Source organism: Streptomyces sp. A 4/2, from assembly GCF_940670765.1.
Classification (GTDB): domain Bacteria; phylum Actinomycetota; class Actinomycetes; order Streptomycetales; family Streptomycetaceae; genus Streptomyces.
Genome location: NZ_CALNVW010000030.1, coordinates 304,715 through 318,277 on the forward strand (window position 1 = coordinate 304,715; position 13,563 = coordinate 318,277).

Genomic DNA, 13,563 nt, shown 5'->3' on the forward strand with positions numbered 1-13,563 from the left:
GCAGAAAAGCCGCCCCGCCCGCCGATCGCGTGACACCACCGTGGTCGGCGCGGCCCGGCACGCCCTGCGCGCATGCCCGCCCATACTTCTGGAGGTACCCCCATGTCCCGTCGCGACGGAGACGTCCTTCCCCTGACCGCGGCCCAGCGGGAGATCTGGCTCGCCGAGCAGCGCTCCCGGACGCCGATCCCGGGCTACCGCGTCGGTGAATGCCTGGAGATCCACGGGCCGGTCGACCCGGAGCTGTTCGAAGCCGCGCTGCGCCGAGTGGTCGACGAGGTCGACGCCCTGCACGTGACCTTCGTCGACGACGGTGAAGGCCCGCGTCAGATCCTCCGCGAGACCTGGGACTGGGCGCCCGTCCACCTCGACCTCGGCACGGAGCCAGATCCCCGGGCGGCGGCCATGGACTGGATGGAGCGGGACCTGGCCCGTCCGCTGGACCTCTCCCGTGATCCGCTGTTCGGCCATGCGCTGATCCGGCTGTCGCCGACGGAGTTCCTCTGGTACCTGAACTACCACCACGTGGTGCTGGACGCGATCAGCAGCTCCATGGTCCGGCAGCGGGTCGGCGAGGTGTACTCGGCACTGGCCGGGAGCGGTGCCGTTCCGCCCTCTCCGTTCGGCTCGCTACGGGACCTGGTCGACAGCGACGCCGCCTATCGCTCGTCCGCCGACTTCACCGCCGACCGCTCCTACTGGACCGAGCGCTTCGCCGATCTGCCCGCCCCGACACGGCTCACCGACACCGCCGCGACCGACCCGCACCGGGCCCTGCGCGTGGCCGGGGAGCTGGAGCTGCGGAACCCCGAGGCACTGCGAGCGGCGGCGGGCCGGGCCGGTGTCAGGTGGTCCCGGGTGGTGGTCGCGGCGACGGCGCTCTACGCCCACCGTCTGAGCGGCGCCCAGGACGTGGTGCTCGCCCTCCCCGTCACCGCCCGTCGGGGCTCCGACCGCGACCTGATGTCGGTGCCCGGCACGATGTCCAACGTCGTGCCCCTGCGGCTGACCGTGCGACCGGACATGCCGTGGGGCGATCTCGTCGCCCAGGTGGCGCGGGAGGTCGAGTCAGCCGTCGCGCACGAGCGCTACCGCAGCGAGGACCTGCTGCGCGACCTCGGCGCGCCCGGCAGCATCGGAACGGCGTTCCCGCTGATCATCAACATTATGGCCTTCAACGCCAGGCCGAGTTTCGCCGGGCACCCTGCCTCGGTTCACCACTTCGTGTCGGGGTCGACCACCGACCTGGCCGTCTGGCTCTTCGACTACCGGGACGGCAACCCCCCGCTTCTCCGGCTGCACGGCGCGCCGGAGGCGTACGGCGACGACGACCTCGCCGCGCACCAGCAGCGGCTGCTCGCCCTTCTCGACGCCGTCGCGGACTGCGACCCGGACGAAGCGGTTGGCCGGATCGACCTGCTCACCGCCGAGGAGCACCGCGAGGTGGCGGCTCTCGGCACCGGTCCGGTGGCCGAGGCCCCCACCGCGAGCCTGCCGGAACTGTTCCGGGAGCACGTCCGGGCGACTCCGGACCTCGTCGCGCTGGTGTGCGGTGACGTGTCGCTGACGTATGCGGAGTTGGACGTGCGGGCGAACCGGTTGGCGCATGCGCTGATCGCGCGGGGTGCTGGGCCGGAGAGGTTGGTGGCGGTGTCGCTGCCGAGGTCGGCCGAGCTGGTGGTGGCGATCCTTGCGGTGTTGAAGACCGGCGCGGCGTACGTTCCGGTCGACCCCGATTATCCGGCGGCCCGGGTCGCGTATCTGCTCGACGACACCCGCCCGGCCCTGGTGGTGACCGACACCCACAGCGGGAAGCGTCTGCCCGACGGCGGTACGGTCGACCGGCTGGTGCTCGACGAGCCGGAGACGGCCGCTCTGGTGGAGGGCTGCCCGGCGGTCGATCCGGGGGTGGCCGTCGATCCGGGTCACCCGGCGTACGTGATCTACACCTCGGGTTCCACCGGCAGGCCCAAGGGTGTGGTGGCAAGGCACGGCGGCCTGCTCGACCTGCTCACCGACCACCGGCTGGTGCAGTTCGCACCGCTGCTGGTGGACCGGCGGCGGCTGCGGGTGGCGCTGACCACATCGGTGTCGTTCGACGCCTCCTGGAACCAGCTGATGGCCCTCTTCGCGGGCCACGAGCTGCACGTTCTGAACCATGCGACCTGGACCGACCCGGAGGCCTTCGTCGACTACGCGGCGTGCCACGGGCTGGACTACGTCGAGGCCACCCCTTCCTACCTCCACGTCCTCGTCGCCCATGGACTGCTGGACGATCCGCAGCGCCGTCCCGCGCTGGTCGCGGCGGGCGGCGAGGCCGTCCCCGAGCAGCTGTGGGAGCGGCTGCGGGCCGCCGACGGGGCCTCCTGCCTCAACCTCTACGGACCCTCGGAGTGCACCGTCAACTCGGTGGCCGCGCCCACGGCATCGAGCCCGCGCCCGGTCATCGGCCGCCCCGTCACCAACGCCCGGCTGCATGTGCTCGATGCCGCGTTGCAGCCCGTGCCCGCGGGTGTGCCGGGTGAGTTGTACATCGCTGGTGCGGGGTTGGCGCGGGGGTATCTGAACCGGCCGGGTCTGACCGCGGGGCGGTTCGTGGCGGATCCGTTCGGTTCGGGTGGGTCGCGGATGTACCGCACGGGTGACCTGGTGCGATGGAACCCGGACGGGAATCTGGAGTTCCTCGGCCGCACCGACGACCAGGTCAAGGTCCGTGGCTTCCGGATCGAACTCGGCGAGATCGAGGCGGTCCTCGCCGAGCACCCGGGGATCGCGCAGGCGGCCGTCACGGTGCGCACCGACGAGGAACCCCTGCTGGTCGCCTACGTCGTCCCTGCCACGGGGCAGGTCGTCCATACGGACACACTGCGGGCCCGGCTGCGGAAACGGTTGCCCGAATACATGGTGCCGTCGGCGCTCGTGGTGCTGGACGCACTGCCGCTGACCCCGAACGGCAAGCTCGACCGGCGCGCCCTCCCGGCACCCGAGCGGCAGCCCACCGCATCGGGCCGAGCTCCGCGCACCGCGGTCGAGCACCTGCTCTCCGGGCTGTTCGCCGAGGTGCTGGGCCTGCCGCAGGTCGGTGTCGACGACGACTTCTTCGACCTCGGCGGACACTCCCTGCTGGCCACCCGGCTGATCGCCAGGGCGCGGTCCGTGCTGGGCGTGGAGCTGAGGCTGCGCGAACTGTTCGACGCGCCGACGGTGGCTGAGCTGGCGAGTGCGGTGGACGTCGCGGGCCGGGCGCGGCCGGCGCTGGGGCGGTGCGAACGGCCCGCGACGGTCCCGCTCTCCTTCGCGCAGCGCCGACTGTGGTTCCTGCACCGCATGGAGGGTCCGAGTGCCACCTACAACATCCCGCTCGCTCTGCGGCTGTCCGGAAGCCTGGACCAGCGCGCCCTGCAAGCCGCCCTGTCGGACGTGGTCGAGCGGCACGAGAGCCTGCGCACCGTCTTTCCGGTGGTCGACGGAGTGCCGTGCCAGCGGGTGCTCGACTTCGACGTGGCACGGCCGCGGCTACGGGTGACCGAGGTCGGTGAGCGCGACCTGCCGGACCGGCTGGCGGAGGCGGCGCGGTACGGCTTCGAGCTCTCCGAGGAATCACCGTTGCGCGCCGAACTGTTCCGGCTCGGCGCCGAGGAGCACGTACTGCTGCTGGTGGTGCACCACATCGCCGGTGACGGCTGGTCGACGGGCCCGCTCTCGCGGGATCTGGCGACCGCCTACGCGGCCCGCAGCGAGGGGGCGAAGCCGGAGTGGTCGCCGCTTCCGGTCCAGTACGCCGACTACGCCCTCTGGCAGCAGGAGCTGCTGGGTGACGGAGCCGACCCGGACAGTCTGCTCAACGGCCAACTCGCGTACTGGCGGGAGCGGCTGGCGGACCTGCCCGACCAGGTCGAGCTGCCCTTCGACCGTCCCCGGCCGACGGTGATGTCCTACCGGGGCGCCCACCTTCCGGTGCGCATCGACGCCGAGCTGCACCAGGGCCTGCGCGAACTCGCCCGCGACGGCGGAGCCAGCCTCTTCATGGTGCTCCAGGCCGGTCTGGCCGCCCTGCTTGGCAAGCTCGGCGCCGGTACCGACGTTCCGATCGGCACCCCGATCGCGGGACGCACCGACGAGGCCTTGGACGACCTGGTCGGCTTCTTCGTCAACACCCTGGTGCTGCGCACCGACCTGTCCGGCGACCCGTCGTTCACCGAACTGCTGGGCCGGGTGCGCTCCGACGCGCTGGCCGCGTACGCGCACCAGGAGGTGCCGTTCGAGCACCTCGTGGAGGCGCTGAACCCGACCCGGACGCTCGCACACCACCCGCTCTTCCAGACCATGCTCACCCTGCAGAACGCCCCGTTCGGCACCTTCGACCTGCCGCGGCTGCGAGTGGCGACCGACCTGGTACCCACCGGAACGGCCAAGTGCGACCTGACCTTCGTCCTGGCCGAACAGCCCGGCGAGGACGGGTTGTCGGGCGTGGTGGAGTACAGCACCGACCTGTTCGACGCGGCCACCGTCACCGGGATCGTCGAACGGTGGCTGCGGCTGCTGCGCTCCGTCGTCGCCCACCCCGGCCGACGGATCGGCCAGGTGGACGTGCTGTCCGCCGACGAGCTCCGTGCGTTGTTGCCGGCCGGTTCCGACCAGGGCGGGGAGCTGCCGGAGTGCGGCCTGCCCGCGCTGTTCGAGCGGCAGGTGCGGGCGAACCCGGCCGCGACCGCCCTCACGGACGGCGAGACCACTCTGACGTACGGCCGGCTGAACGCGCGTGCCAACCGGCTGGCGCACGCCCTGATCGACCGGGGGGTGGGGCCGGAGCAGTTGGTGGCGCTGGCCCTGCCGCGCTCGGCGGAGCTGGTCGTGGCGGTGCTCGCGGTGCTCAAGGCCGGCGCCGCGTACGTACCGGTGGACCCGGAGTACCCGGCCGCCCGGATCGCCTATCTGCTCCAGGACTCCCGGCCCGCGCTGCTCGTGACGACGAGCCGGGCCGACGAGCGGCTGGGGGCGGAGCACGTGGACCGGCTGCTGCTGGACACCGTCGACCTGGACGGGCTGCCGGACACGGACCCGGGGGTCGCCGTCGACCCGGGCCAGGCCGCCTATGTCATCCACACCTCCGGTTCCACCGGCAACCCCAAGGGTGTGGTGGTCCCGCACCGCAACGTGGTGCGCCTGTTCGGCACCACCAGGGATCTGTTCGGGTTCTGCGCCGATGACGTGTGGACCCTCTTCCATTCCTACGCCTTCGACTTCTCGGTGTGGGAGCTGTGGGGCCCGCTGCTGCACGGCGGCCGCCTGGTGGTCGTGGACCACGAGACCAGCCGCTCGCCCGGCCGGTTCCTGGAACTGCTCGCCCACGAGCGGGTGACGGTGCTCAACCAGACGCCCTCCGCCTTCTACCAGCTGATGCAGGCGGATGCGGAGGCTCCGGAGACCGGCCGCCGACTCGCCCTGCGCACGGTGGTGTTCGGCGGCGAGGCGCTGGAGCACGCCCGGCTGGCGAGCTGGTATCAGAGGCACGCGGAGGACGCGCCGCGGCTGGTCAACATGTACGGCATCACCGAGACCACGGTGCATGTCACGTACGCGGCCCTCGACCGGTCCGGGACCGCCGTCGGCCAGGTCGGCGCGGCCCTCCCGGACCTGCGGGCGTATGTGCTGGACGGCGGCCTGCGACCGGTGGCCCCGGGCGTGCCCGGCGAGCTGTATGTGGCGGGCGCGGGCCTGGCGCGCGGCTATTTGAACCGGCCCGGCCTGACCGCCGGGCGGTTCGTGGCGGACCCGTTCGGACCACCGGGATCGCGGATGTACCGCAGCGGCGACGTGGTGCGCCGCGCGGCGGACGGCAGCCTGCGCTACGTCGGCCGGGCCGACCAGCAGGTGAAGGTGCGCGGCTTCCGGATCGAGCTCGGCGAGATCGAGGCGGCGCTGGCCACGTACCCCGGGATCGCCCAGGTCGCCGTCCTGGCTCGGCAGGACCGGTCCGACGACACCCGACTGGCCGCGTACCTGGTGCCGGCCGCGGGCGCCGCACCACGCTCCGACGACCTGCGGGGGCACCTGCGCGAGCGGTTGCCGGCGTACATGGTGCCGTCGGCGTTCGTCATGCTGGACGCACTGCCGCTGACCGTCAACGGAAAGCTGGACCACCGGGCCCTGCCCGCCCCCGACCTCACCCCGGCGGCCACCTGCCGTGCGCCGCGCACCCCGCAGGAGCAGATCCTCTGCCGGCTGTTCGCAGAGGTCCTGGGTGTGGCGTCGGCCGGCGTCGAGGACGGATTCTTCGAGCTGGGCGGGCACTCGCTGCTCGCCACCCGCCTGGCCGCCCGGATCCGCGCGACGCTCGGCGTGGAAATGCCGCTGCGCACCCTGTTCGAGGCGCCGACCCCGGCAGGTCTGGCCGCCGCCCTGGCAGCGGCCAGGCCGGCGCAGGCCGCCCTGGCGCGGCGCGAGCGCCCCGAGGTGATCCCGCTGTCGTTCGCGCAGCGGCGGCTGTGGTTCCTGCACCAGCTGGAGGGCGCAGGCGCGAACTACCACATCTCCCTGGCGTGGCGGCTGTCCGGGGATCTGGACCGGCGGGCCCTGGAGGCCGCTGTGGCCGACGTGATGGCCCGGCACGAGAGCCTGCGCACCGTCTTCCCGGCGGTGGACGGAGTGCCGCACCAGCAGGTGCTGGACGTGGATGCAGCCCGCCCGCGGCTGCTCGTGAGCCGGACCACCGAGGCCGAGCTGTCCGCTCTGATGGCGGCGGCGAAGGACTGCCGGTTCGACCTGGCGGTCGATGTGCCGCTGCGGGCCGGGCTGTTCGAGCTGGCGCCGGACGAGCACGTCTTCCAGCTGGTGCTCCACCACATCGCGGGTGACGGCTGGTCGCTGGGCCCGCTCGTGCAGGGACTGACCGCCGCTTACACGGCGCGCCGCCGCGGCGAGGAGCCGCAGTGGGCTCCCCTGCCCGTCCAGTACGCCGACTACACCCTGTGGCAGCACGAACTGCTTGGCGACTCCACCGACCGGGACAGCCTGTTCGCCGGACAGGCGGACTACTGGACCCGGCAGCTGGCCGGTCTGCCGGAGCGGATCCAGCTGCCGACCGACCGGCCCCGCCCGGCGGTCGCCTCGCACCGGGGCGGTTCTGTGCTCGCCGGTCTCGACGCCGAGCTGCACCGCGGTCTTCGCGAGCTCGCCCGTGCGCACGGGACCAGTCTGTTCATGGTGCTCCAGGCCGGGCTGGCAGCGTTGCTGAGCAAGCTCGGCGCGGGGGACGACATTCCGGTCGGCAGCCCGGTCGCCGGCCGGACCGACCAGGCTCAGGACGAACTGGTGGGCTACTTCGTCAACACCCTGGTGTTCCGTACCGACACCTCGGGCGATCCGACGTTCGCCGAGCTGCTGGACCGGGTCCGGGACACCGCGCTGGCCGGATACGCCCACCAGGACCTGCCGTTCGAATACCTGGTCGAGGTCCTGAACCCGTCCCGGTCGCTGGCGCACCACCCTCTGTTCCAGGTCATGCTGGCGCTGCAGAACGCACCCCGGGCCGACTTCGCGCCGCCCGAGCTGCGCGTCGGCGAGATGCCGTCGGCGTCGACCACCGCCAAGCTGGACCTGATCTTCACCATGTCCGAGCGGCACGCGGAGGACGGCTCCCCGGAGGGCATCGACGGGTCCGTCGAGTACGCCTGCGACCTGTACGACCCGGCCGCCGTCGAGACGATGATCGGGCGGTGGGAGCGGCTGCTCCGCGTCGCGGTCGCCGACCCGCGCCGGCGGCTCAGCCGGCTCGACCTGCTCACCGCCGAGGAACGCGATGAGCTGACGGCACTGGCTACCGGTCCGGTGGCCGAGGCCCCCACCGCGAGCCTGCCGGAGCTGTTCCGGACTCAGGTGCGCATGCTTCCCGACGGCCTCGCGCTGGTGTGCGGTGACGTGTCGCTGACGTACGCGGAGTTGGACGTGCGGGCGAACCGGTTGGCGCATGCGCTGATCGCGCGGGGTGCTGGGCCGGAGCGGTTGGTGGCGGTGTCGCTGCCGAGGTCGGCCGAGCTGGTGGTGGCGATCCTTGCGGTGTTGAAGACCGGCGCGGCGTACGTTCCGGTCGACCCCGATTATCCGGCGGCCCGGGTCGCGTATCTGCTCGACGACGCCCGCCCGGTCCTGACGGTGACCGACACCCGCACCCTGGGGCGGCTGCCCGACGGCGTCACTGCCCGGCTGGTGCTCGACGAGCCGGAGACGGCCGCTCTGGTGGCAGGCTGCCCGGCGGTCGATCCGAGGGTGGCCGTCGATCCGGGGCACCCGGCGTACGTGATCTACACCTCGGGTTCCACCGGCAGGCCCAAGGGCGTGGTGGCGACGCACGGCGGCCTGGTCAACCTGTTCGCCAACCAGCGTCCGCTGATCTCCCGGCCGGGGGAGCGGATGCGGATCGGGCTGACCACCTCCGTGTCCTTCGACGGCTCCTGCGACCAGCTGTTCGCCGTGTTCGCGGGCCACGAGCTGCACGTCCTGGACGAGGCGACCTGGTCCGACCCGGAGGCCTACCTCGAGTACGCCGTGCGGGCCGGGCTGGACACTGTCGGCGGCACCGCGTCCTACCTCCAGGTCCTGGTCGAACACGGTCTGCTGGACGACCCGCGGTGGCGTCCTTCGGTGGTCGCGCTGGGCGGGGAGACCGTTCCGGAGCAGCTGTGGGAGCGGCTGCGGGCGGCCGACGGGGTGCTCGCCCTGAACTACTACGGGCCCTCCGAGTGCACGGTGGACTCGGTCGTCGCGCACCTGAAGTCGAGTCCGTGCCAAGTGATCGGTCGGCCGCTCGGTGGTGTCCGGCTGCATGTGCTCGATGCTGCGTTGCAGCCCGTGCCCGCGGGTGTGCCGGGTGAGTTGTACATCGCTGGTGCGGGGTTGGCGCGGGGGTATCTGAACCGGCCGGGCCTGACTGCGGGGCGGTTCGTGGCGGATCCGTTCGGTGCGGGTGGGTCGCGGATGTACCGCACGGGTGACCTGGTGCGATGGAATCCGGACGGGAATCTGGAGTTCCTCGGCCGCACCGACGACCAGGTCAAGGTCCGTGGCTTCCGGATCGAACTCGGCGAGATCGAGGCGGTCCTCGCCGAGCACCCGGGGATCGCGCGGACCGCCGTGATCGTCCGGCAGGACCGGGCGCAGGGCCCCCGTCTGGTCGCCTACCTGCAGACCGTCACCGGGGCGGAGCTTCGGCCGGAGGACCTGCGGGAGCACCTGCGCGAGCGGCTGCCGGAGTACATGGTGCCGGCCGCGTTCGTCTCCCTCGACGCTCTGCCGCTGACCCCGAACGGAAAACTGGACCGGCGCGCCCTGCCCGAGCCCGAGTCCAGCGCGACGCCGGCCGGCCGGGCACCGCACTCTCCCCACGAACATGTGCTGGCCGGGCTGTTCGCCGAGGTACTGGGCCGGTCCCAGGTCGGTGTCGACGACGACTTCTTCGATCTCGGCGGGCACTCCCTGCTCGCTACCCGGCTGGTGGCCCGGGTCCGTGCGACGCTGGGCGTGGAGCTGGCCCTGTCCGCCCTGTTCCGTACCCCGACCGTGGCCGGGCTGGCCGCCGGGCTGGGCGGCGCGGACCGGGCCCGGCTCGCCCTGGAGCGGGCGGAGAGGCCCGAGCTGGTGCCGCTGTCGTCCGCTCAGCGGAGGCTGTGGTTCCTGCGCCAGTTGGAGGGCGCCGAGTCGGTCTACAACATGCCACTCGCGTGGCGGCTCTCGGGACCGCTGGACCTGGCGGCCCTGGAGGCGGCGCTGGGCGACCTCGTCGACCGGCACGAAACCCTGCGCACGGTCTTCCCGGCTACGGACGGCGTGCCCCACCAGCGGGTACTGGCCGCAGGGGAGGCGCGCCCGAAGCTGTCGATCACCCCGGCCGACGAGTCGGCCCTGCCGGAACTGCTGACGGGGGCTGCTGCACGCGGATTCGACCTCGCTGCCGAACCGCCGCTGCGCGCCGAGGTGTTCGAGGTCTCGGCGAACGAGCACGTACTGCTCCTGGTGATGCACCACATCGCCGGTGACGGCTGGTCGCTGGGCCCGCTGGCCGCCGACCTGACCACCGCGTACGCGGCGCGCCGCAGGGGCGGGGCGCCGCAGTGGGCGTCACTGCCCGTGCAGTACGCCGACTACACCCTGTGGCAGAACCGGCTGCTCGGCGACGCGGCCGACCAGGACAGCCTGTTAGCCCGTCAGACCGACTACTGGACGCGGACGCTCGCGGACCTGCCGGAGCAGATCCGGCTCCCCGCCGACCGCCACCGTCCCGCGACCCCTTCCTGCTCCGGCGGCCACCTGGCGATCGAACTGGACGCGGAGCTCCACGCCGGGCTGGTCCGGCTGGGCCGGGAGCACGGCGCCAGCGTGTACATGGTGCTGCAGGCCGGCCTGGCATCGCTGCTGGACAAGCTCGGTGCGGGCACGGACATCCCGGTCGGCAGCCTGATCGCCGGCCGTACCGACCAGGCGCTGGACGAGCTCATCGGGTTCTTCGTCAACACCCTGGTGCTCCGCACGGACACCAGCGGCGACCCGTCCTTCGCCGAGCTGCTGGTCCGAGTCCGGGAGAGCGCGCTCGGCGCATACGCGCACCAGGACCTGCCGTTCGAGCAGGTGGTCGAGGCCCTCAACCCGTCCCGGTCACTCACCCGGCAGCCGCTGTTCCAGGTACTGCTCGCGCTGCAGAACGTGCCCCGCACCGAGTTCGAGCTGAGCGGTCTGGCCGCCGAGATCGTCCTGGTGCGGACGCCGACGGCGATGTTCGACCTCGGCTTCCACCTGCTGGAGCGCGGCGGCACCGGCGGACCGGCCGAGGGCATCATCGGGCGGGTCGAGTACAGCACCGACCTGTTCGCCCCCGACACGGTGAAGGCGCTGGTCGCCCGGTGGCTGCGGCTGCTGGCGGCGGTGGTCGCCGACCCGGAGCGTCCGCTGAGCCGAATCGACGTCCTCACCGCCGAGGAACGGCGCGAGCTGCTGGTCACCCGTAACGACACCGCCTGCCCGGCCCCCGATGCCACCCTGCCCGCGCTGTTCGAGGCGCAGGTCCGGGCGACTCCGGAGGCCCCGGCCGTGGTGTTCGAGGACACCGTGCTGACCTACCGTGAGCTGAACCGCCGGGCCAACCGCCTGGCGCACGCACTGATCACGCGCGGCGTGGGCCCCGAGCGGGTCGTCGCCCTGCGACTGCCGCGTTCTGCCGAGCTGGTGGTCGCCGTCCTCGCGGTGCTCAAGACGGGCGCGGCGTACCTGCCGATCGACCCGGACTACCCGGACGCCCGCATCGCGTACATGCTGGAGGACGCCCGCCCGGCCGTGGTGCTCGACGACCTCGCGGCCGTCACCCCGTCCGACCGGCAGCCGGAGCATGATCCGGCCGTCCCTGTGGACACCCGGCACCCCGCCTACGTCATCTACACCTCCGGTTCCACCGGCCGGCCCAAGGCCGTGATGATGCCCGCCGCCGGACTGCTGAACCTGCTGGCGTGGCACCACCGGGCCGTCGGTGGCGAACCCGGCACGCGCACTGCGCAGTTCACTGCGATCAGCTTCGACGTCTCGGTGCAGGAGGTGCTGTCCGCGCTGCTGTACGGCAAGACCCTGGTGGTGCCGACGGAGGAGCAGCGCCGCAGCGCAGAGCTGTTCGCCCACTGGCTGGACCGGCACCGGGTCGAGGAGCTGTTCGCGCCGAACCTGGTGGTCGAGGCGCTGGCCGAGGCCGCCGAGGAGGCAGGGCTGGAACTGCCGCACCTGCGGCTGGTCGCGCAGGCCGGAGAGGCGATGCGGCTGGGCGGTGCCGTGCGCCGCTTCCAGACCCGTCGGCCGGGCCGGGTGCTCCACAACCACTACGGGCCCGCCGAAACCCACGTGATCACCGCCTACGCACTTCCGGCCGGTCCCGCCGACTGCCCGCTGCCGGTGCCGATCGGCCGTCCGATCGCCAACTGCCGGGTGTACGTGCTGGATTCGATGCTGCGACCGGTGGCCCCCGGTGTGCTGGGCGAGCTGTACCTGGCCGGAGCGGGGCTCGCCCGCGGCTACCTGGACCGGCCCGGGCTGAGCGCCGGACGTTTCGTCGCCGACCCGTTCGGTCCGGCGGGCGCGCGGATGTACCGCACCGGCGACCTGGTGCGCTGGCGTGCCGACGGCGAGCTGGAATTCGCCGGCCGGGTCGACCACCAGGTCAAGGTGCGCGGGTTCCGGATCGAGCCGGGCGAGATCGAGGCCGAGTTGACCGCACACCCGGACGTCTCCCAGGTCGCGGTACTCGCCCGGGAGGACCGGATCGTCGCGTACGTCGTCCCCTCGGACTCGACCGGGGTGTCCGCGGCTGCGCTGGCGGCGTACCTGCGCGACCGGGTGCCGGAATACCTGGTTCCGTCCGCGTTCGTGCTGCTCGACGCGCTGCCGCTGACGCCGAACGGCAAGCTGGACCGGGCGGCGCTGCCCGCGCCGGAGCCGGGCACGACCGCCGGCGGCCGGGCCCCGCGCACGCCCCAGGAGCAGATCCTGTGCGAACTGTTCGCCGAGGTGCTGGGCCTCGCGCGGGTCTGGGTCGACGAGGACTTCTTCGCACTGGGCGGGCACTCCTTGCTCGCCACCCGGCTGGTCTCGCGGGTCCGGGCGACCCTCGGGGTCGAACTGGAGCTGCGCGCCCTGTTCCGGACCCCGACCCCCGCCGGACTGGCGGCCGGGCTGCACGACGCCGGGACCGCGCGGCAGGCTCTGGTGCCCCGGCCCCGCCGCGAACTGATGCCGCTGTCGTTCGCACAGCGCCGGCTCTGGTTCCTCCAGCAGTTCGGAGCGCCGAGCGCCACCTATCACATGCCGCTGGCCCTGCGGCTGTCCGGAGACCTCGACCGGGCCGCGCTGAGCGCCGCGCTCGTGGACGTGGTGACCCGGCACGAGACCCTGCGCACGGTCTTCCCGCACGCCGGCGGAATTCCGTACCAGCGGGTGCTCGACACCACCGAAGTCGCTCTCCCGCTGGCCGTGCGCACGGCCGGTGAGACGGAGGTGCCCGCCCTGTTGCGCGAGGCGGCTGTGCGCGGCTTCGACCTGACCTCGGAAGTACCCCTGCGGGCGGAGCTGTTCGCTCTCGCGCCGGACGAGCACGTGCTGCTGCTGGTCATGCACCACATCGTCGGGGACGGCTGGTCCATGGGCCCGCTGGCCCGTGACCTGGCCGCCGCCTACGCCACCCGGCAGGATGGCGGGGCACCGGCATGGCCGTCGCTGCCGGTGACGTACGGCGACTACACCCTGTGGCAGCACGAGATCCTCGGCGACGAGGACGACGCCGACAGCGTGTTCGCCCGCCAGGTCGCCTACTGGACGCAGACGCTGGCCGGTCTGCCCGAGCAGCTGCAACTGCCCACCGACCGGCCGCGCCCGGCCGCCATCTCGTACAGCGGTGACCTGCTGGAACTCCGGATCGACGCCGAACTGCACACAGCGCTCGTGGAGTTGGCACGACGATCGGGGGCAACTCTGTTCATGGTGCTGCAGGCGGCGTTGGCGGCGCTGTACACGCGGTTGGGTGCGGGTACGGAT

1 protein-coding gene is annotated in these 13,563 nt (G+C 72.6%); it reads left to right on the plus strand.

The window, feature by feature from the left end; genetic code table 11:
• Positions 1–102: 102 nt before the first annotated feature.
• Positions 103–13,563, plus strand: a 13,461-nt coding sequence (locus tag NBY69_RS22755) for a non-ribosomal peptide synthetase (protein WP_250303136.1), incomplete at its 3' end; no start/stop codon positions are given.